The following is a 22,259-nucleotide window of genomic DNA, read 5'->3' as shown; positions in this document are numbered from 1 at the left end:
AGCGTAACTCGTTTTGCTCCGTATCAATGTCCGCAAGGACATTCGCACACTTCCGGATCTCCGGCTTCTTGTTTTACCGGAATTTCTATCAAGCAATCATTTATGGAAATCACGATAATACCTTCACGAACCTGATCCGTGTCATTCGGCTGTATTGTAAAACCCAGTTCGTATTCAGAAATCACGCCTAAATCGACACTCGGAGAATCCGTATAATGCTCCAAACCGTCAAACTGAACCCAACTAGGAGCTGACGCCATAGCAGGTTGGTAAACATCACCCTTAACCGCCCCCAACTCTATCCCAAAATACCCACCGTCCTTTCCGGCCATGCCAGCCGATGTCGGGTTGTCGTAAAAGCTCCATAAATATTCCAAATACGGGCAAGATTCCTCAGGACTAGCTTGTGAAGTACCCAGCCCAAAAAACAAAAGCAGCGTAAACAGAGAGATAATTCTTTTCATAGCGCTATTGGTTTATTTCAAAAAAGAAAAGGCAGGCATGCGTAATAACGCACGCCTGCCCATATGATTCATGTGATTCTTTACCAATTCGGATTCTGCTCTTCTCCCAACTTCGGATTGACCCTAATTTCCCCTTCCGGAATCGGCCAGAGGTAGTCGCGAGCCGGATCGAATACGCGGGTATAGTACGGGTTTCCAAGAATCTTCTTCTCTACTTTTCCGTCCAGCATTTCCGCCTTTTTCCAGCGAATCAGGTCGTTGTAACGGTGACCTTCCAATACTAACTCCACGGCGCGCTCTCGCATAATTCTGTTGAATACCTCCGTTTTAGAGCTTTCTTCGATACCCGGCATATTGGCGCGCGCCCTTACCCTGTCGATATACTCCTTGGCCTTGGCCTGATCGCCTTGCTCGTTATAGCATTCGGCCATCATCAGATAAACATCGGCCAAGCGGAGTAACGGATAGGCGTTCGGTGAATGTTCCCTCGAAGAAATCAAACCGTTCTCGTTGCCCTCGGGCACAAACTTGCGGAATACGTAAGAGTAATTTTTCGAGTTGTCCCGGACATAGCCGTTTTTCTCGTGCGGTTTTCCGTCGCCTGTGATTATCAGAGTCATGTCCTTTGGAGCGACATCCGGTCCGTACCATCCTGAATGCGTGGTGTAAGGCAACCAAACAGTGGCGTTGCAACGCTCGTCAAGAGTGGCGTAAAGCGCTTTGAGCTCGTCGATGCGTTTCGGCAAAGTCAGGTCAATCTTGTTTGAGGCCAAAGAGGCTTTGAACACGTCTTTGCGGACTTGCTTATCGTCATTTTCGAATCCCGGGAACTCGCTCTCGAACGTCCAAGCCACCGCTTTTCCGTCCACTACCTTATCGTACATCTCAACTAATCCCTGCGATGGCGTAACATGCACCCAACCGCCGCCGAAAGTCGAACGCTGGCCCATATATTTGGCCAACGGAAGACCTTCGTCAATACCTTCTCCGCCTTTGTTTTGGATGGCGAAGATATATTCCTTGTTCTTATTGTTCTTAGGTTTGAAAAGCTCCTCATAGTCGGCGAAAAGTTCGTAATCAAAGTTTTCGTCAGATTCCAACTTAGAGAAGTTCTCCAAGGCTTTTCCATAGTTCTTCTCAAAAAGGAAAGCCTTGCCTTTCAATGCGTAAGCCGATCCTTTGGTCGCGCGACCGTAGTTGGCGTTGTCCCAGGCGTACGGGAGGTTTTGTATACCGGCGTCAAGGTCTTTGTGAACCAAGGCGTATACTTCCTCAAGACTAGAACGCGACTTGAGCAAATCATTGTACTCTTGCGTAATATCCGTGGTCTCGTCGTAAATCGGCACTCCGCCAAACTTAAGCGCCAAGTCCAAGTAAGCCAAGGCGCGGACAAACTGCACTTCGGCACGGAATTTCAGATAATCTTCGGCCAAAATTCCCTCGCCCATTTTGTCGATTCCGCGAATGGCGATATTGGCTTGCTGGATTTTCTCGTAATTAGCTCGCCAAAATCTGCCGAACATACCCGTGGAAGCGGTTTTTCCTTCCGTACAGGCCACTTCCGCCGTACCGCGAGCGATTGCCAAATCGGAAGAAAGTTCTTCCCTAACATTAAGGAACATGCCAGCCCTTCCTGTTTTTAGGGATTTGTAAACGCCCATTACAGCTTGCGTAGCGTCGGACTTGGTTTTCCAAAACGTTCCTTCACTCACTTGGTCCGCGGGCGTGATATCAAGATCCGCGCAAGAAGTCCCTAAAGCTCCTGCCATCAGGAGCGCGTATATCGTATGCCTAATTTTCATGTCGAATCAGATTTAAAAATTGAGGTTAACACCAAATACCGCTTGCTTGATCAACGGATAGCCTACACCTCCGACCTCAGGGTCGATGCCCGGCCATTCGGTGAAAGTGAAATAATTCTCAAGCGTACCGTACACGCGAAGCTTCACGTGCTCGCCCATTCTCTTGGTGAATTTCTGAGGAATAGTGTAACCGAGCTGGATATTTTTGATTCTCAGATAATCCTTGTCATGATACCACAGCGTGGAGCCTTTCAGGTTTTTGTCCTTTCTGCTATTGTTATAAAGCGCAGGGTAACTGGCCGGCGAGCTTTCCACTTCACGACCGTGGAAAAAACGTCCGTCGATATATTCGCTGTAAACCGTACGTCCGTAACGGAGCGTTCCGGCGCCGAAAGGCTTGAATTCCTGACGGTGACCGGCAGCACCTTCCATCAGCATTGAGAAGTCAATGCCTTTCCAAGAAGCCGAAAGGTTGATGCCGAAAGTTACCTTCGGTACTCCGTTGTAATCCTGAATCACACGGTCGTCATCGTTAATCACACCGTCTCCGTTTATGTCTTTGTAAAGCACGTCGCCAAGGCCCGGCTTGCCGTACGCTTTGAACGGGTTCGCTTTTTCCCCTGTCGCTTCGTCAATAGGAGCCTTTTCAATCATTGTCTCCACCAAATCAAGATCTTCCTGAGTTTGGATTATACGATCGAATTCCAAAATGTATTTGGCTCCAATACGTTCGCCTTCCAACAAAACGCCCCCTTTGTCCTGCGCCAATTCGCCGTCTTTGAACTTGGTGACTTCGTTGTGGATATAAGAAACGTTACCGCCCACAGAGTATTCGAAATCGGAGCCGATAGTACCGTTATAACCGAGCTGAACCTCGATACCTTTGTTGCTTACTTCGGCCGTGTTCGATTTAGGCAAATCGGCATAACCGTGCAACAGCGGGGCCGGAAGCTTGTAAAGGATATTAGTGGTCTGCTTGTCAAAAACTTCGACACTACCCGTCAAACGGTTTTTGAAGAGTCCGAAATCCAAGCCGACATTGGCCACATACGTGCTTTCCCATTCCAAAGCGGTGTTTTTGAGATAACGGGTATACACACCGGCCACTTTCTCGCCTCCGATGACGTAGGCCGTCTTGTTGTACGTAGGGTCGGTATCGTAGTTTCCGATGGCGTTGTTGCCCAAGCTACCGTAAGAGGCTCGAACTTTCAACTGATCGATCCATGCCACATCCGCAAGGAAAGCTTCTTCGCTAATACGCCAACCGATAGACGCCGACGGGAAATAACCCCAGCGATTATCTTCTGAGAATCGTGAAGATCCGTCAGATCTCATGTTCAGTTCGAGCAGGTACTTTTCGTCAAAATTGAAATTGGCCCGGAAAAAGAACGAACGCATGGCCCACTCCGACAAACCGCCCGACGTTACCGATTCGCCAGTTGCGCCGTTAAGTGTTCTGGCGTCATTATAAAGCAAATCATAACGGAAAGATTTTCTTACGTCGGAATAGTACTGCTCTTCACTGACACCCGCCATCAGGTTCATTCCCAAACGCTGCCCGATGAACTTCTTCTCGTAGTTGGCGTAAGCGTCCATAAACAGGCGCTTTGTATGGTACTCAAAGAAAGTGATCGACGAACGGCCACCGCTTTCACTGAAAACCTCGTCATCATAGAAGTTATATGTTCCCAGCAAAGTAGGCTTATGCCAGCGCACACGATTCGTCGTATTGTAAGACAAAGAGGTTTTCAGAGTCATTCCTTTGAATGGCTTCAAAGTGGCGTAAAGTCTCAGTCTGTTCTTTGTGTTGTTGTTCTCACCATCTTGACTGTAAAGTTGTTTCATCAAGTTAGTGGCCTGCGGGTCCTCCTCGTTATTGTTCGGCACCCCGTATTTTCCGTCATGCTTATGCACCATGCCGGGCGTGGTTGAGTCTTTATTGAAAAGCCCTTTCAGTTGGCTGGATCCATTGTCATTATACTGGCTACCGGGTTCCTGATCATCATAACTTCCGTTGATCTGGATTCCTACGTTCAGCCATTTCTTCACATCGGCGTCAACGTTTACCCTAACGCTGAATTTTTCATATGCCGAATTCTCCATGATACCCGGATTGTGCAGGTAGTTGCCGGAGATAAAGTAACGCATCTTATCCGTTCCGCCCGAGAATGAGAGGTTATGCTGTTGCGAAATCGCAGAGCTGAAAAGAACATCCTGCCAATCGTTGTTAGGGTATTTGATCGGGTCGGAATCACCGGCGTTGCGCCACTCGTCGATTTTCTCCTGCGAGAATCTCGCCGACTCGTTGCCGTTGGTAAACGCCTCGTTTACGATTTCCATATAATCGGCGTAATTGCTGACAACACCAACTTTGTTACTCACGTCCTGAATGGACATATAACCGTTGTAGCTGGCTTTCATCCTACCGGAAGCGCCCTGCTTAGTTGTAATCAAGATTACGCCATTGGCCGCACGCGAACCGTAAATGGAAGCTGAGGCCGCGTCTTTCAAGACAGACATGCTTTCCACATCTTGCGGAACCACATCGCTCAAACTGCCTTCCATACCGTCGATGATCACCAACGGGCTGGAGTTGTTAAGCGTACCCTCACCACGGATTTTGATATTAGCCCCGCCGTTATTGCCCGGCGTGTTATTGCTTGTCGTGATAATAACGCCGGGAACGTTACCGGAAAGCGCCGCACTAAGGTTAGTCACAGGACGTTTCGACGAAATATCGGAAGCGTTAACCGTGGCTACGGATCCGGTCAGGTTCACCTTCTTTGCGGTTCCGTAACCGATAACCACCACCTCTTCGAGAATATCAGCGTCCTCAGCCAGCACCACGTCAATAAACGTACGGTTTCCGACAGTGATTTCCTGGGTCTTCATCCCCATAAAAGTGATGACTAGAACGGACTCTTTTCCTTCCACCTCCAACTTAAAAGTTCCGTTTACGTCTGTCGGGGCGCCGTTCATCGTGCCTTTCTCCAGCACGTTTACTCCGGGAATTGCCACACCGTCAAGACCAACGACCTTACCCGTAACCATCAGCCTCTTTTGCTGTTGGGGAACAGCGGGCTGCGCCGGCTTTGTCGCCTCAATTTTCTTTTTCGGATAAACAAGAATCTGAGTGTCGATAACCTTAAACTCAAGGCCTGTTCCCTTAAGCAAAGACTTCATGATTTGCTCGATCGACCCTTCCTTAAAGGAGAAATTCACGACCTTTTCCACGTCAATGTCCGTGGCTTTGAAAAACACCTTGTAACCGGTCTTTTCTTTGATGATCTCAAAAGCTTGCTTTAGGCTTTGGCCTTCTACAGCGAAAGTGAAAGAGGAACGCCCCTCTCCCAACGCGTTTGCAGGTTGCCAAATTAACGGCAAGCAGAGCATCATAATGGGGAAAAACAGCTTCGCCCTAAAAAAAATCAGGCGCCGCTTTAACAAATCGGAAAAATTTCCCATAGCTTTGTTTTTAAGTGTATAAACATTATGTCATGCCGGACACGGTTGCCGCCGTGCCGGCATCCTTTTTTAAAGGCATAAGAATACTGGTCGGCTTTTGGTCAAAAGCCGTCTCATGAAATTTCGGGCAATAAAAAATCTAACCCCCTATATTATTTGAATGCCCTTTCGGACTAATAATCAGTGATTCTATTCCCACAAATCAAACTCGTGAGAATACCTAAAATAACTTACAACTAGGCCATTTTTTCTAAAAAACATTTACCCGGAAGGGTTCACTACCAAACCCTAATCTTCCGACCTTCGATTTCATAACGGATATTATCCCTGAAAGCCAATAGTTTGAGTATCGTCTCTATATTGTCACGTCCGTCAAACAAACCCGTAAAGCGGTCGTTTCCGAGGCGTTCGTTCGAGTTTTCGATTTCAACATCATACCAACGTTCCAATCTCGCTTCCAATACGCCGAAGCTAGTGTCTTCGAAACGCAACACATTATCTTTCCAACACGAGTAAAGGCCAGTCTCCACATCCCGAATCATCATTCGGCTTGGGTTATCCGCCCGAATCAACGCTTGCTGACCTGGTTTTAGAGTCGCACGTTTCTTTTCATCTTTCTGATACAACGCTACGCTTCCTTCTTCCAAAGTAACGGACCTGTCTTCGCCCTTATAATTTGAGACGTTAAACTCAGTCCCCAAAACCCTGACGTTCAAACCCTTCATCCGTACAATAAAAGGTTTTTCCGATTTAGCAACGGAAAAGAAACCTTCGCCGGTAAGTAGCCTCACCTTCCGTTTTGTCTTAAATTGGCTGGGAAAAACCAGCGTAGACATTGAGTTCAGGTTCACTTTCGTACCGTCACTCAACCTAAGGCTGATTCGTTTTCCCATCGGGACATTTACCGTTATTTCACGGTTATCAAAAAACGGCTTATCTATATTTATCTCGTTTTTACCCTTGTGGTAATCGATTCCTTTTTCCTCTTGAAGAGCGTCAATTGTCTTTACCTCCAAATCCCGGTCTCCCCGATAGGTAATCGTCACTTCGCTGTGCGCCATATAATCGACATCCGAAGAACCTCCCCGGAAAAAGAGCACATAAGAAAACACTCCAGCTAACAAAAGCGTCGCGGCGACGGCCCACCAACGTGATTTATTACGCATCGGGACAACTTTGGTCTCTGGTTTCATCCAGACAGGCTCCGGTATTTCCACCGTAACGGATTCGCTATCGCCGAAAGCCCGCCACATTTCCACCGTTTCATCAAACGCCCTACGGTTTGCCTCGTCTTCGGCAAGCCAACGGTCCAAATCGGCCCGGGCTTCCGCATCCAGTTCGCCTTTCAGGTACTTAACCGTCGCCTCCTGTATTTTCCCGGTCATGTTTTCCATTTTCTACTATATTGTCACACCAAATAGATGATGTACTTACAAGTAAAATTATTTTTTTGTGACTTTTTTCAAATCAAAAAATTAAGCACTGACAGTCAGTCAATTAAAAAGAATCATTTCCCAAAAAACTTCTCATTTTTTTCAGTGCCCTATATATTTGCGTATCAACTGTTTTGACTGATATACCCAACTTATCCGCTATTTCCTTCCTTTTGAGACCCGTAAAACGGCTAAGGCAAAACACTTCCCTGCAATGTTCCGGCAATGTATCCAAAGCCTGAGCCAACCGTTCCCGAAGTTCGTTAGTTTCGACCGCACTATCCGAAAATACGCCACGACTATATAATTCGTCCCGGACGCCCTCCTCGTGCATCCGTTCGGTTTTCTCTTTTCTGATTTGGTTAATCGCCCCATAATATACGGCACGAGCTAAATAGGCCCCCACCCTTTCGTCTATATCCAAACGCTCCCGCCTTTCCCACAATTTGGAAAAGACAGTTTGCACTACATCCTTGGCCTTCTCCTCAGACCTAAGGATACCGTAAGCGTATTTGAATAAATCCGTATAATTATCATAATACAGAAGCTCGAACGCCTTTGCGTATTTCTTTTCTCTCAGATACCTGAAAAAATCGTTTTTTTCCACATTCACAGCTTCATCAAATAAAGGTTCCGAAAACGGGATTTTTCAAATACAAGACACCCACAACATAGTTTTTGGCATCGACAAGCCATTACGTCTAAATATTAAAAAACGTAGACAGAACTCCCCTTAAGCCCCCTTTTCAATCAATACTAATCTAAGAATTTTAACGCCAACTACCAACTGTCCGGACTCACTTGAAAAAACACAACACAGGTGCAGATTTCATTTGTACTTTTTCGTAAAAAGCTGAATTCCTAAAATCAACCTTTCCCCATCCTCGAAATATCTATTGCCATAAAAAAAATATGACTTTTCAATTTTTATTCATGTCACTTGATTCTTAGAATCAATCCTCGCGTTTGGGCTCTCACCTAATGTCCCTTTGCAGTAAAACCATCTTGCTCACAACCTTCGAGCAACAACAATACATATATGGCAGAAAACGGCAAACGCGTGAAAAAAATCGTTTCCGCTTTACGTTTATCAAAAAATCAATTCCTCTTTTCTTAGAATAACCATTAATAGTTTTCAGTCTATAAATCCATTTTCGGACCTCGTTTTCCTTGTAATCGTATATATTAAAAAACAGAATAATTCAGCATCCACAAGGTTCCCTAAACAGAAAACGGAAGAAAACCACAATAAATGAATCACCTTTGGTTTTATACAAAACACTAACTGCAACATACTAAAATCACTCTTATATCATCCCTTATCAGTTTATAGTTATACTGCTATATATTATCTTTTTTATTCTGGTTTTCTCATCCTTTTTAGGACCTTCTTTTATCAAAGAACATTCAACCAACCTTACGCAGCTAGTTTTATAAAAAACAATAAAATTAGATATATAAAAATTTATATATAATGCTTTATGTTTTTAGATTTAACCCACACGGATCAACTACTTATCTCTCAGTTCTATCAAAAACTATTAACTGTCAGTATTCATACGAATGAATTTTTTACAATCAATCCACTCGATCGGCTCTAAAGAATCCATGAGCCTAGACGAAAAGACACGATTAATGTCTGGCAATTATTGGGGCATTTTCGGATTAACCGTCCCTTTACCTTACATTTTCTACATCGGCTCTTTTACTTTTAATACCGCCTTAATCCTTTGCGGAATTCCCTTTTTAGCAATCTTATACTTTGCGATAGTAAAAGCAGGGATAGACAACAAATTCGGCAGGTTTGTTTTCGGAGCCGGCGCACCAATAATTCTGATGCTAGGCCACTTGTCTTTGCTCAAACCAACGGAAGCGATATCTCCAGGTTATTTCGTTGTCCAAGCCAGTTGCGCCATTATGTCTTGGATGATCCTAAACAATAAAGGTGAAGGCCCCCTACAATTAACCGCTATGGTTACGGCCTTGGCTTCGCTGGGGGCTCTCCTAATGTTTGATGGCTGGGCCAGCCCGGAGCAGGATTCTTCTTTTTACCGAAACAAAGTCACCGACTTTTCTTTTCTGGGAATTGCCTGCGGCATTTATTTCACATCTTATTTCCTTAACAAATACACTTTTGGAGTTGTGGAAGAACAAAGGGAGGACCTTCTAAAAGCTTCAGAGGAAAAACAACGTGACCTGGAAAGCCAATCCGGTGATTTGAAAAAATACATCAAACAAGTAGAGGCCCAGCAAAAGGAAGACGAAAACCGCCAGCGGGTTACCGAAGGTGTTGATAAGCTAAACAAAGTCCTCCGTACTGGCGATGATTGGGATTCCGTAAAAGACGGGTTCATTTCCGAATTGGTTAGGCAGGTTAACGCAAACCAAGGTGTATTATATACCGTAGAGGAACGGGAAAATGAAAAATGGATAGAACTTTCGGCATGTTACGCTTATGACCGTAAAAAATATGTGGAAAAAAGAATCGAAATCGGCGAAGGTCTTGTTGGCCAAGCTTACTTAGAAGGTGACTCCATTTTCAGGACGGAAGTCCCGCAGAATTACATGACCATCGGCTCCGGATTGGGCGACGCCAAGCCTCGCTGTCTACTTATTATTCCCTTTAGGCACGAAGATTCCGTAATAGCTTTGGCGGAGATCGCTTCGTTCAAACCCTTGAACGAAAGTGATGTCAAGCTTGTGGAAAATATTGGCGATTCCGTAGCGGCTTTCCTTGCCGGGCACCGTTCTTCGGCTCATATGAAGGAGCTGGTACGCAAAACCGAAGAAGCAAACGCGCGTATGCAAGAACAGGAACAGACACTGCGCCAGAATATGGAGGAAATGGTCGTAGCGCAAGAAGATTACGAACGCCGGATTCGTGAGTATGAAAAACTACTCGAAGAAAACGGAGTCCAACAACACGCTCACGAATAACGATTTTTAGAGAATAGAATGTCTTATAAATAGCCCCACTTATCAAGACGGGATCCGTGCAAAGGCCACCTCTTTAATAAGGAAAAACTTACGAAGTCATTGTTGAAATACAGAATCGAACCAATATAATAGCCGTTTGATTTTTATTCCCAGTTATTCGGCAATGGTTTTTCTCAATTAAAGAGGTGGCTATTTTATTCTGAAAAATAAGATTTAGAAAATCCCCAAAGCTCCACTAAAGTTTAAACAACCCCTATTCGCTTTCATTTTTGTAAAAAAATATAATCCATGTTTTCTCTCCAATGGATAAAGACACGAACGCTATCCATTCCAATTTTGATTTTTTAGTTTTCATTCCGTTACCGCCCGGTAACATTTAGTCTCGCCATTTTCTCATGACCGAATCCATATTTTGGATTTGGAAAAAACATCCTTTTCGATGAAAAACGAAATGGTCAAGATTTTTGTCGCACTATTGGTTCTATCCTCTTGCAACAATCAGAAAAAGTATTCAAAACCAAACATTGTCCTTATTCTTGCCGACGATTTGGGCGTTCCGCAAGTGGGTTGTTACGGAACCGACTATTACCAAACCCCGAATATCGACCGCCTAGCGGAAACCGGGACCAGGTTCACCAACGCTTACACCGCAGCTTCGATTTGCAGCCCAACCCGGGCCTCTATTTTTACCGGTAAATATCCGGCCCGACTTCACCTTACGGATTTCATTCCGGGACGGAACTATAAAAACAAACCGCTTAATATTCCGGATTGGCAAAAATGGTTACCTACAGAAGAAGTCACCATTGCGGAAAAATTAAAAGAAGCAGGTTATAACACGGCTCTCTTCGGCAAATGGCACCTAAGCAAATCCAAAATTCCACCGAAAAGCCTACCCTTCAATCCCGACCGCCAAGGCTTTGAGGAAACGTTCGTAACCTACAAACCCGCTAAACGTTCAGGTTTGCCGTCTTGGCAGAAACCCGAAAAAGATGCCCACAATGTGGATACTTTGACCAATCGTGCCGTCGATTATATCCAGCGCCACAAGGACGATCCATTTTTTCTTGTCATCTCACATAACAGCATCCATGATCCGTTAATGGAGAAGGAGGCGAGTATAGCCAAATATCGAAATTCGGGAAAAGACAAAGAGGAGAATAATCCAATAATCGCAGCAATGGTGGAAAGGCTGGATAAAAGTGTAGGTAAAGTAACCAAAACAATCGACAACCTCAGGTTGGGCGAAAACACTTTGCTAATTTTCTACTCCGATAACGGCGCAAAACACGCCTACGCCAGACAAACTCCTTTCAGAAAGGGAAAAGGCTGGCTTTACGAAGGCGGGATCCGTGTGCCAATGATCGCCAGATGGAATGGTAAAATAAAAGCCGAATCAACGATTAACGATCCGGTTTCTTCCATAGATTTATTCCCCACATTTATGGAAATAGCCAAATCGGAAAACAAGAATATAACCGACGGAATAAGTCTGGTCAATACGCTTACCAAAGGCGAAAAAATAAATAGACAGGACTTATACTGGCATTATCCGCATTATCACGGAGGTTCGGGGATGAAACCGGCAAGCGCTATTAGATCGGGAAAATACAAATTGGTGGAATGGCATGAGAATAAACTTCTAGGGCTTGATAACACATATGAATTATATGATCTAGAAAACGACATTGGGGAACAAAAAAACTTGATAAACTCGATGCCCAAAAAAGCTGAGGAATTAAAACTAAAGCTAGACAAATGGAAAATGGACGTAAAAGCGCAATCGCCGACAATAAATCAAAATTACGTCACCAACGTCACTATTCAGGATTAACCTAAAAGGCATAGATGTCCAGTGGATTTTTCTTGGAAATAAATCCGCTGGACATCAACAAATTGTTTGCCTGTCGCAATGATTTTTAAAAAGACATAACACTTCCGCCCGCTCGTTTTTTTATTGTTGATGTTTGTCGGCAAGTCCAAAACTCCCTCCACAAAAACGCCAAGAGGCGGAACGGAAAAACAGCCCGTCCAATGCTTTAGGGTTATTGGCCCGGACGCCTATGCCGGCAATAATGAGGAAGACGCCTTTTTCCACACCCAATACGTCAAGCGCAAGGAATTCTTCGGTCCATATACCGACGAACGACGGACTTTCCGAAAATCTGGAGTCGATCTTTTCGAGGACTGGGAGCGCACGGACATGACGGACAACTTCCACAAGGACAAGGCGTCCCGGTTAGCAACACTACACGACTTCCCTCCACTGAAAGTCTCCAACAACGGGCGAATGGCCATAGAAGACTCCAGACAACAAAAGAAAGTCTTTTACGCCGAAGAAGCTTTGGTCCGAAACAGCAACAGGGATTTATCACGAAACGAAACCAGCCTCAGGCTACGGCCCGATCCGAAATTCAAACTCACCGTACCTGACAAAGACGGAGAAACGCATACACTGGTCGCCGTATTTCCGGATATGGATGGCAAAACACCCGAAACGATCGGTTCGTCATCGGATTGCGGGAGAACGGGAGAAACCGTAATCGGCAACACTTTTTCCACCTGCATAAGCACCGTAATCGGCACGGCGGGATTTATGCGCGAAATACCCGCTTCACGGATGTCAAACATACACTTCTCGGCGCTGTTGGCCTCGATGATCGGCGGGTTCGCACAACCGAGTTTATTAGCGTGTTGTGACGCATTGGAGGGCGGTGCCGGCTATGTTCCTCCCCAAGAATTTTTGGAAGAAATCTATAACGAACCACCAACCTATCACCCCCAAACCGCCGAATTACTCGGAATAAACGAATGGGCACATCCGTTAGTCGGAGAAGCATTTATGGCAGCGGGAGTAAAAGCTCCGGAGAAAGAGCGTAAGGACTTGACGGTAAATGGTTATTTCGAATCGATAAAAAAATGGGCGCATAAACACGGGCATTTTCCCGAAATGGAAGACGTAAGCGGCTCAGACCCTTCCCATTGGGAGGAACACGCTTGGAATTATCATTTCGGGGGCGTAGTGTGCAGGACAGGCCAAGATTACATAACGTTGGAAAACGTAAACAGAAAATCAGAACCCGAAACGCACTTTATGGGTGCTTTCAACAAAATAATCTATCTGGACAAAGAAATGAGGGAAGAATTTCTGAAGTTTCTCCAACTCCGGAAACAAACCAAAATTCCCCGCTCCGACGACGACCGGATGGAAATGGTTCGGAAGTTATTTATCCACTTGCGATCATCGGCCCAAATATCGAGAAGACTGCTGGAAAGCATCTCGCAAATCGAACGAGAAGCCCAAGGTTCGATTTTACCGCAACGCCCCGAAGCGCTTTACTTCTTCGAAATGTACGGACATGATCCCGGCCAATCGTTTCACGAGGCTTACGAGCCGTTCACCTCTGGTCCCGCTATAACTTTTAGAGTCAAAAACTCGATGGATATGCGCCGTGAAAGACTTAAACAGCACCTTTCTCTTCTGACAGAGGATGCTTTGGAAACGACAAGGACTTTCCGATTCAACATTCCGGAACTGGATGAATATCTAAAGGAAATGGAAACCTCCGTATCCATTTTCAAAGCGGAAGCCGAAGCCAAAATTTCTCAAATCTCTCTAGCGCAAGAATTCTCCGACGCCGAGGACGAGATGGACGGTTGTTCTCGCAGACTGCTCAGAGAAGCCATCTCAAAAGGACAAACCGCCCTGTACCGCCACCTCAATATAAGAGCGCCACACCCAATTCCAGACGATTTCGGACCGATGCAGGTTTCTGTAGACCTAACTGTCGGCGCTACCTTCAATCCTGACAAAAAACGAACTGCGGGCCGTTTCAAACTAGGAATGTCTCGGATATACAGTGCATTCAAGAAAGTTTCGGGAAAGTAACGTCTCCTTTCATGAAAGACTTCCTTCACAAATCCTCATTCCTTCCAACCCTTATATATCTCACCCGTCTTCCCTTCTTCCAAAGCCCTTTTGTAAAGCAAAGCGGCTTCCCGAGCGGGAATACCTGTTGAAGTGTCCTCGCCCATTTGAGCCAATGTCTCGGTGGTAAATTCAGGGCTTACGATATTGATCTTAATATCACCCGTAAGTTCCAAAGCGACGCCTTGCGCAAAATACTCAAGCGCCATGTTTATCATTCCCAACGATAAACTGCCCACCCTATGCCTATGCGCCAAAACACCCGTAGTCAACAGAAACACGGCGTCGGGCCGAGCGTATTTCCGCCCGATCATAAACAAATTCACCTGTCCCATCAGTTTGCTGTTCAGCCCGTCGTGGAAATCCTGAAGACTATGCTCTTCCAAACTTCCCCACTTGCCGTATCCGCCGGCGGAAATCAGCGCGTCGAAGCTTCCGATCTTCCTAAACGCTTCCTCCACGGCTTCCGCATTTTGAATATCCAATTGATAATCTCCGCTATGGCGATTAATCTCAATGATGTTGTAATCGGAACGAAGCAATTTTACGATTTCTTTCCCTATCACTCCCGTGGATCCGACAACTATCAGCGTTTTCATATATTCAGGTTTTCTGTTTCTCCAAAAGCCTCAGGGCTCCTACATTTTCACAAAATAGAATTGCCTCTGTTTGTTTCCGTTTACGATTTCGTCTCTTTTTTGGGCTTCTCCGCGGATGTTGCGTAAAGGTGTTCTTTATTCAAAAAGTCAAGATTGCCCGACCCCGATTGCCCTTGGGTGTGATCCAAGGTTCTGACAATGCGTTGCGAAAGCGAAAAGTGCGGAACATCCGCTTCGCCCGTCTCCGCGCTGGATTGCTGAAAACGCCCCAACGCTTTCGCCAATACTCCCGACGGCTTAAACAATGGCACTTCGGCGCTCTTGGCCGTTTTCTTATCCACAAACTCCTCTTCCCATTCATCTTGAGACGCCTCCGTAATGCTCATCGCTTCCAGACCTTCCATCAAATACGCCCCTTCGTCCTGAAAAGCGGGAACGGGCAAGCTCATATGCGGTTGCGAAAAATCCAGTCCTTCCTTTTCAAACCGAGCCATACACGCCGAAATATACCCGGCGAAATCTCTAGGCTGTTGCGTTAACGCTTCCTTGAGCAGATTGCAACGGTTCAGTAAAAAAGGCATAGGCACATCACCGGTAGGCCTGCTTACGAAACGCAAATAATGCCTTAACCAACCGTTTACGTTATCGGAGAGGCCTTTTCCTTTTTGTTGTTTGACTTGCAAATCCAGACTGAGCAGAGCCTGAATATAATCGTAATCCGAATCGTGTTCTTTCCTCGCTTTTTGGGATTTAAATTTCTCCACACCGTCTCCAAAACTATTGATCGCTCCTTCGATCCAAGATTCCTCCCAAAACTTCGTCCACGCGCCCCGGTTTTGTCTCTGCTTCAGCAATTGGCCCGCCCGTTCTCCAAAACGGTCAACGCTTCTACGCAGATCATCGCCCATATCCCAAACGCTATAGACGAAAGGATTTTCGCACCAAGCCACGCCCGGAAAAAGCGTTTCGGTCATTGGCGGTTCCCCTTCCCTAAAATATTCCGGATGCTCCTGCCCTATGGCCAAAAGCGTTTTGGAAACTTTGCCGAAAGACCGCTCATCTCCAACGCCAACCCTAATATTACTCAACTCGCCCCCGATTCCCTCCACAGGGTTAATCCGAATCCATCTGGCCAACGCCCAATCTTCGGAATAAGGAGTATCGACCAAAGGCAAAAGCGCCCGAACCAAAGCCGGCGCATAATCCGGCCAAACGTTTATATGGAATTCGAAAAGCCTTGGGCGTGTAAGCGGAGCCAACGGCGCCGTTGAGGCTCGTCCTTTGTCAACCAATTCCTTTGCGTCCGCCCGCCCGTACCTTTCCCTGTGCGGAACTCTGGCCCCTAGTTCCGTTTCACATTGTTTGAGAAGAGATAAACGCTCTGACTGGCCAACATCACTGTCACCAAACGAACCGGCCGATTCCCCTTGCTTTCGGAGTGTGGTGGTGGTGCCCGGCGGTCTTTCCCCGATAATTTGGGCCAACGCTCTGGCCACATCATTTTGGGCCTTTATATCATAGTCTTCGGGAATATCCTGTTTTCCCTCTTCCGGACAAACATGCTTTAATCGCTGAAACCACCTTCTATTATAAGATTCCGTTACCGATTTTCTATTTTCAAAAAGACGGCCCATAAGCCGAATCATAGACCTGAAAGCGGGACCGTCCTCCAATAAAGTCACGGAACCCTCCGAGAGGTAAAGCCCTTGGGAAATATTGGAAGCTATAGCCGGGTATTTCGATTCGGAAAACCCCTCCTCACCAGTATTCCAACTTACGTGAGCGCCATCGGTATCCACCACCACCAACTGCCCTCGGCGCAAACGCCTCCTTCCCGAAACGCTCACCGGAAACGCCCTGCCCGATTCCATATGCCCCGCCGTATCGTGCTTCACCCTAGCCGGACGATAATGCGGTATATGCCCTTGCGGAATATTTTTCGCCACTCCCCCTTTGCCGGCAGAGGCCCTTGCTTTGTCTTCTTGCGTACGGCCAGTAAACATGAGTTCTTTTCCCTACTGTTAGAAAAGACAAACTAGAGGCCTAAGAGTTGCGGAAAACCGCAAAAGCGATCTATATCACTATTCAATAGAAGCGTGACACGCACTTAGTATCATTTTTGGGTAACTGAGTCCTATGTTCGTGCGTCAAATTTCGAAGCGAAAAAATACGACAGAGGAATCCAAATCCTCTTCACGGACACCGCCCGTTATCCAACGCAAAGTGGGCTTTGAAGTGGAAGTGGAATGCGAAGTTTTCCGAAACCCGGAACAAGCTCGGGAATTCGACGCCAGCAAAGAACCCGTCTTCCGCCCCGCCTTCACAAAGCCTATCCGGAAATACGACGTACTGCTCAAAGGCCAAGGCTTCGAATTGCAAACCGACCTGGGCTTCCCAAGCCGGGTGCCCTATCTGGAATTCGTAACCGACCCTTTTGAAGAAACCGACGCCGGCCAAGCCCAAATGGACCGGACCTTCGGTGAAATCGTCAGAATAATGAGAACGCTTAGCGAATCGGTGTCATCAGCGGGATTTTCGTTGGAAACATGTTTACGGCCTTTCGGCGAAATTCCAGACGAAATGCGCAAAGTCATCATAAGGTCGGAACACGTAGAGCAAGGCAATTTCCAGTTCACAGCCGGCATCCGACTCGGCGCGTTACCCAAAATATTCGACGACCTGGGCACGCCACGAGCCGAAGCCCCGGCCCTAAGCAAAAAAAGGGATCCCGGAAGAAAGTACCTTATCGATTGGGAGCGGGACTTAGACTTCAAAACCGGGCTAAAACACGAAGCCGACGATTTCGGGAAAATAATCCGAATAGTAAATGATATGGCTCAACGCTACGGGCATTCCGAAAAACTACAGGGCTTACTCTGCTTAATCGGCCAATATTTGGCGCTAGGCAACGACCCTTGCGCCTCTTACCCGAAAACCATGTTTCCCATAACACCCCGCACCAGCTTCGCGCGGATATTCGAGCTGATTCCGCCCGAAGAAAAAGAAAAGTACGCCGACGAATCGGAATGGGTAGCGCTAGTATACGAACTGTTCGGAGCTTTGAGAATCGGCCCGGTCAGGGCGCCGCTTTTCACACAAGGCATACATCTGGAAGACGAACTTTTCAAAGAACGGCGTCACAACCTCAACCGAATAACCCGGGCGCTTTGGCTCCGGAATATCCCGAAAGGAAAGGATCTTTTAAACAAAGAAGACTGCCCCTTTCCCGAAGCCAAACCGGAACTGTACTTCGCCAACCTCGGCCCGAAAACCGACGAAGATCCCAAAACAAAAGAACAGACCCCTATTCTGGAATTCCGTCGATTATGCCAAGAGTTACCTTATCGGAAATGGCCCGAATTTGCCCGTGAAATATTTGTGTGGGTCCGCGGGGTTAATGAGGCGAGGGATTTGTTTTTCAATGAAAATAACGGTTTACCGTAACCACCTATTTCCCTAAAAATAACAAAAGGCTTCCCGCTAAAAAGAAGCCTTTTGTATAAGAAAAACTAATAGACCTATCTGAAGGCGATACGCTCTCTCACTGTCCCTTCTTGCGTGCGAACCTCCAAAACGTAGATTCCAGCGGAACATCTTGTTTTCGCATTCAATTTCAAGCTCTTTCCACTTCCGCTCCTTTCCAAAACCACATTCCCATTCAAGTCCAAAAGACGCACATTAAGAATTACAGTCGACGACTTAATATCCACTACACCATCCGAAGGGTTTGGCGCAAAGGCAACCTCGTCCTTCATCTCATTTTCAAGGCCCAAAATTCTAACCGTTTTGGAATCGGACTGTACCTCACAGCCTTCCTTAATGATCGTAACAGCGTATTCGCCTTCTTCCGTAAAAGTAAACAACCTATTCGTTTCATTTTTGACAGATAAGCCTTTCGTGAGATTCATCCATTGGTACTCCGCATCAAGCTCGCGGGCAACCAATTGCTCACCCTGCAAATCAATTTGCTTATCAATTTGATGAATCCGGACAATTTGTTCCTGAGTAACAACATGACCGTTTCCGTCATCGAAAGACCAGACAACCTTAGTCTCACCGATTTCCGAAACCGGGAATTCCGTTTCCGTCTTCGCAATTATTACACCAGCGCAATTATCATCTGCGGTAGGCGCTGGCAAGCTCTCAATAGCACACCAACGCTCTATAGTAGGAAGCTCGATTTCTGAAGGAGCAGGGTTTTCTGTATCTGTAATTCGAACTATCTGGGTTTGCTCGCTTACATTGCCGTTTTCGTCCTCAAAACGCCAGATCACTTCCGTATCGCCTTGCTTGGTGATCGGGAATTCAACGGTTGTTGTCCCTTGTACCTCTCCTGAACAATTATCCATAGCTTTAGGATAATCCAATTTCGTAACCTCGCATTGGCTTTCTATTAAAGGTAATGTCGCTAACAATGGCTCGGGTGACTCAGTATCTGTTATTCGAACGATCTGGGTTTGCTCGCTTACATTACCGTTTTCATCCTCGAATCGCCAGATCACTTTCGTATCGCCTTGCTTGGTGATCGGGAATTCAACGGTTGTTGTGCCTAGTACCTCTCCAGAACAGTTATCCGTAGCTTTAGGAGAATCCAATTTCGTAATCTCACATTGGCTTTCCATTAAAGGTAATGTCGGCAACAATGGCTCGGGTGACTCCGTATCCGTTATTCGAACGATCTGGGTTTGCTCGCTTACATTGCCGTTTTCGTCCTCAAATTGCCAGATCACTTCCGTATCGCCTTGCTTGGTTATAGGAAATTCAACGGTTGTTGTGCCTTGTATTTCTCCAGAACAATTATCCATAGCTTTAGGATAATCCAATTTCGTAACCTCGCATTGGCTTTCTACTGTTGGCAGGTTCTCAATATTAGGAATAGGGCCCGTTAAGTCCTGCTTTAGAACCAACAACTGTGTTTGTTTGCTCTGATAATTATTAGAATCTGTATAGTACCATGTAATCAGCACTTCCCCTGGAGTTGTAATCGGAAATGTAACATCCGGAACCCCCAAGATTTCACCTTGGCATTCATCAATTGCTTTTGGAGCTTCCGGAGAAATAGCAGAACAATCAGCAAAAAAAGTAGGCAAAGTCTGCACAACGGGAACAGGCGCCTTGTTATCCTCTATCCGAACAATTTGCTTTTGATGAACAATATTTCCGTTTCCATCATCAAAAGTCCATGTAATTTCCGTATCCCCTATCTTACTGATTGGAAAAACGGTATTAGTAGTCGCTTCAATCTCACCCTTACAGTTATCAATAGCTTTAGGAGCCTGTAATTCCACTAATTCACACTCAGATACAATAACGGGTAATTCATCAACCTCTAAAACCGGCATTGAAGTATCGACAACTCTAACTATTTGTTCTTGAGCAACGAGCGCCCCATGCTCATCATCATAAGTCCATACAACAACAAGATCTTCGTTCGCTTTCCTAATTGGAAACGAGGTCGTCGTTGTACCTTTAATTTCACCAAATGTAGAACTTATCGCTTTTGGGGCTTCTAACGACTCAACTAAACAGTTTTGAGTGATTGTTGGCAAATCTTCTTTCTCAGGAACAGGCTTTTCAACAACCAATATCGTGTGGCTTACAGGATCCGATAAACAACCATTATCATCAATAGTCAATGTGATTTTCTTTTCGCCTTCCTGTTGCCATTGAACCACATATTCACCTCCTGCTTTTTGCGATACAACTTCGCCCCCATTTAAATCCCAATTAAACACAGCCTCTCGCCGAGCTTCCCCCTGAAATTTAACTACAATTTGCTCATATACATTTCCGCTTTTTTTCACTAAAAAATTCGCTGTCGGCTTTACTGGTATTAGTAGATCTGTTGCTTCTGAAAACATCTCATATAATTCAGAATACAACCTGAAACGGTAACTTCCCTCTGGAGATAGACCTTGAGGAATATTATAAGTAAAACGACGTCCTTCAATTTCACTATATCGCAAAGCTGTCGGGTGACTAAAATCCCCTGAGGCATCAGACAACTGAATTTTAATATCTTGGGCAACTTCAACTTTCGTTGTCTCCTTATAGGTTACCAAAATCAACTTATCATCACAAGCTGTCTGGGGCTTTTGAACAACGGGATTAACAAATAATTTGGCCTCTTCTGAAAAAACACTTTCGTCGTCATCGAATAAATCGTCTACTCCGTCCGCATCGTGATTGATGGCTGTTATATAAATCTTTTCACCAAGACCTACATCTGGTAAAATACAATTTCGGCCATTACTTGAAACTTCTTTTATTTTTACTTTATCATCTCCTTTATATATTCGGAACCCAGCTAAATCAGACATTTTTCCTTCCCAAGACCACGAAACCTTCGTTCCGTCTATTGTGAGCCCCTTAATCACATTCAATGGCTTTGACACTGAACTGTGTAAAGCAACATTCGTCAACGGAGTAATCTTAAAATTAGAATAGTCAACCTCCCCTCTATCTATATCATCATAAAAATCAAAAATATTCAGCTTAATTTCTTCTTCAGAGCTACCCCAATAATTTTCAATTGCCGTTAAATTGTAACTGGAGTGGTTGTATAAAACATATCCACTTTTGTTAAAAAAATTATTTTGAGTTATCACCGATGCTGGAACAATTCCTCTGACCGAAAATACGCCTGTTTTTGTATAGAAAGTATTCCGAGTAATTACTGATTTTGTCGTATTGGTTCTAGTCCACAACTCAAAAAGTGGCTTATCAGACTTAAACCTAAAAGTATTATCTTCAAGCTGAGCAGTCTCCACCCTCAATGTCGTACCTTCAGCCATTACACTTGACCCTTTAATAATAAGTTTAGTTCTACCAATATTAAATTTAGTTTTTACAAATTTCGAGTTGTAAATACTTAACGCATTGGTATCTGATGACCTTATTAGAGATGTTTTAACAACACAATCGTCAAATTTCAAATTACCTAAATCAAAAATTGTATTATCAAATTGAGTATTCTTCAAAAGCAATTTCATATTACTTGAATATGACCCTACCCGAGTATTATTAACAACACAATTCTCCAAAAAAATATGCTCTCCAGTCGGAGACATACCTATTACGTCAGAATCATTGAGCTTGCAATGATCTAAGATCAACTTTGCTGTCGTCTTATACCCACTAGTTCTTACAAAACTACTTTTTCCAAAACTAGAGTGATTTATCAATAAAGTTCCATTATTTTCACCACTTTGGTTTCCATCCGAACGCAGTAAGTCTCCGAGTTGTATTCCTCCACCATTTGGCACCGAGATATGTGACATTTTTGATTCGTCTAGGTTCGCTTCTCTGAAGTGGATTTCTAATGCATCAAAATCAACCTCCTCACCTACTTGTCCTTGAGCAACAATTACCCCCTTAACCAACAAAATGCACCCATCCATATTTGGCTTACGCTCATACTCTGCAACCACTGAAACACCTGGGTTTATTTTTAGCCTCACACCACTCATCACCCCAACCTTCCCAGAAATAATATAAGGCGACCCCTCCAAGGTCCACTCAGTATCTTCAGAAATCACACCTGAAACCACTGTCTGCGCCCATGTATATGTTGAATAAAGAAGAAACGCTAACGTAAAAAGTAGAAAACGATAAACTGAATTACTCATGAT

Annotated in this window: 12 protein-coding genes; 4 read left to right on the top strand and 8 right to left on the bottom strand. The window is 45.2% G+C overall.

Annotated elements, in window-relative coordinates:
- Positions 1-23: 23 nt before the first annotated feature.
- The 5 genes from AABK39_RS08645 to AABK39_RS08625 form a co-directional block, all read right to left on the bottom strand.
- The gene (locus tag AABK39_RS08645) at positions 24-464 is read right to left on the bottom strand and encodes a hypothetical protein (RefSeq protein WP_338394529.1); all 441 of its coding nucleotides are present in this window, start codon (positions 462-464) and stop codon (positions 24-26) included.
- An 80-nt stretch (positions 465-544) separates the two neighbouring features.
- Entirely contained in the window at positions 545-2,266 is a 1,722-nt protein-coding gene (locus tag AABK39_RS08640; RefSeq protein WP_338394528.1) for a RagB/SusD family nutrient uptake outer membrane protein, read from the bottom strand.
- A 12-nt stretch (positions 2,267-2,278) separates the two neighbouring features.
- The gene (locus AABK39_RS08635) at positions 2,279-5,731 is read right to left on the bottom strand and encodes a TonB-dependent receptor (protein WP_338394527.1); all 3,453 of its coding nucleotides are present in this window, start codon (positions 5,729-5,731) and stop codon (positions 2,279-2,281) included.
- A 278-nt stretch (positions 5,732-6,009) separates the two neighbouring features.
- Positions 6,010-7,116, bottom strand: coding sequence for a FecR domain-containing protein (locus AABK39_RS08630; RefSeq protein WP_338394526.1), 1,107 nt, complete (start codon positions 7,114-7,116; stop codon positions 6,010-6,012).
- Positions 7,117-7,228: 112 nt separating this feature from the next.
- A complete protein-coding gene (locus AABK39_RS08625) occupies positions 7,229-7,771 on the bottom strand; it encodes an RNA polymerase sigma-70 factor (RefSeq protein ID WP_338394525.1) in 543 nt (180 codons plus the stop codon).
- Between the two features lie 1,001 nt (positions 7,772-8,772).
- On the opposite strand from AABK39_RS08625, the gene AABK39_RS08620 reads away from it, so the two are divergent.
- The 3 genes from AABK39_RS08620 (at position 8,773) to AABK39_RS08610 (ending at position 13,990) form a co-directional block, all read left to right on the top strand.
- Positions 8,773-10,101, top strand: coding sequence for a GAF domain-containing protein (locus tag AABK39_RS08620; protein WP_338394524.1), 1,329 nt, complete (start codon positions 8,773-8,775; stop codon positions 10,099-10,101).
- A 439-nt stretch (positions 10,102-10,540) separates the two neighbouring features.
- Positions 10,541-11,935: a sulfatase gene (locus AABK39_RS08615; RefSeq protein ID WP_338394523.1), complete on the top strand. Its 1,395-nt coding sequence runs from the start codon at positions 10,541-10,543 to the stop codon at positions 11,933-11,935.
- Between the two features lie 123 nt (positions 11,936-12,058).
- Positions 12,059-13,990: a hypothetical protein gene (locus tag AABK39_RS08610; RefSeq protein ID WP_338394522.1), complete on the top strand. Its 1,932-nt coding sequence runs from the start codon at positions 12,059-12,061 to the stop codon at positions 13,988-13,990.
- A gap of 35 nt (positions 13,991-14,025) precedes the next feature.
- Here the strand turns inward: AABK39_RS08610 and AABK39_RS08605 are convergent, their stop codons facing one another.
- Both AABK39_RS08605 and AABK39_RS08600 read right to left on the bottom strand, forming a co-directional pair.
- Positions 14,026-14,628, bottom strand: a complete 603-nt coding sequence (locus tag AABK39_RS08605) for a short chain dehydrogenase (protein WP_338394521.1) — start codon at positions 14,626-14,628, stop codon at positions 14,026-14,028.
- An 80-nt stretch (positions 14,629-14,708) separates the two neighbouring features.
- A complete protein-coding gene (locus AABK39_RS08600; RefSeq protein ID WP_338394520.1) occupies positions 14,709-16,631 on the bottom strand; it encodes a hypothetical protein in 1,923 nt (640 codons plus the stop codon).
- Between the two features lie 133 nt (positions 16,632-16,764).
- Between AABK39_RS08600 and AABK39_RS08595 the strand changes: the two genes are divergently transcribed.
- Positions 16,765-18,072: a hypothetical protein gene (locus AABK39_RS08595; protein ID WP_338394519.1), complete on the top strand. Its 1,308-nt coding sequence runs from the start codon at positions 16,765-16,767 to the stop codon at positions 18,070-18,072.
- Between the two features lie 74 nt (positions 18,073-18,146).
- Here AABK39_RS08595 and AABK39_RS08590 read toward each other — a convergent pair whose 3' ends face one another.
- Entirely contained in the window at positions 18,147-22,256 is a 4,110-nt protein-coding gene (locus tag AABK39_RS08590) for a T9SS type A sorting domain-containing protein (RefSeq protein WP_338394518.1), read from the bottom strand.
- Positions 22,257-22,259: the final 3 nt, after the last annotated feature.

Origin of the sequence: Fulvitalea axinellae, assembly GCF_036492835.1 — a bacterium.
In the GTDB taxonomy this organism is placed as follows: Bacteria; Bacteroidota; Bacteroidia; order Cytophagales; family Cyclobacteriaceae; genus Fulvitalea; species Fulvitalea axinellae.
Note: the sequence above shows the minus strand (reverse complement) of the source record. Positions and strands in the feature narration are given on the sequence as shown.

Bases quoted from the DNA above. Each gene is read 5' to 3' on its own strand.
- AABK39_RS08630 (WP_338394526.1), bottom strand. From the start codon at position 7,116: ATGACCGGGAAAATACAGGAGGCGACGGTTAAGTACCTGAAAGGCGAA.
- AABK39_RS08620 (WP_338394524.1), top strand. From the start codon at position 8,773: ATGAGCCTAGACGAAAAGACACGATTAATGTCTGGCAATTATTGGGGC.
- AABK39_RS08590 (WP_338394518.1), bottom strand. From the start codon at position 22,256: ATGAGTAATTCAGTTTATCGTTTTCTACTTTTTACGTTAGCGTTTCTT.
- AABK39_RS08645 (WP_338394529.1), bottom strand. From the start codon at position 464: ATGAAAAGAATTATCTCTCTGTTTACGCTGCTTTTGTTTTTTGGGCTG.
- AABK39_RS08600 (WP_338394520.1), bottom strand. From the start codon at position 16,631: ATGTTTACTGGCCGTACGCAAGAAGACAAAGCAAGGGCCTCTGCCGGC.
- AABK39_RS08595 (WP_338394519.1), top strand. From the start codon at position 16,765: ATGTTCGTGCGTCAAATTTCGAAGCGAAAAAATACGACAGAGGAATCC.
- AABK39_RS08605 (WP_338394521.1), bottom strand. From the start codon at position 14,628: ATGAAAACGCTGATAGTTGTCGGATCCACGGGAGTGATAGGGAAAGAA.
- AABK39_RS08635 (WP_338394527.1), bottom strand. From the start codon at position 5,731: ATGGGAAATTTTTCCGATTTGTTAAAGCGGCGCCTGATTTTTTTTAGG.
- AABK39_RS08615 (WP_338394523.1), top strand. From the start codon at position 10,541: ATGAAAAACGAAATGGTCAAGATTTTTGTCGCACTATTGGTTCTATCC.
- AABK39_RS08640 (WP_338394528.1), bottom strand. From the start codon at position 2,266: ATGAAAATTAGGCATACGATATACGCGCTCCTGATGGCAGGAGCTTTA.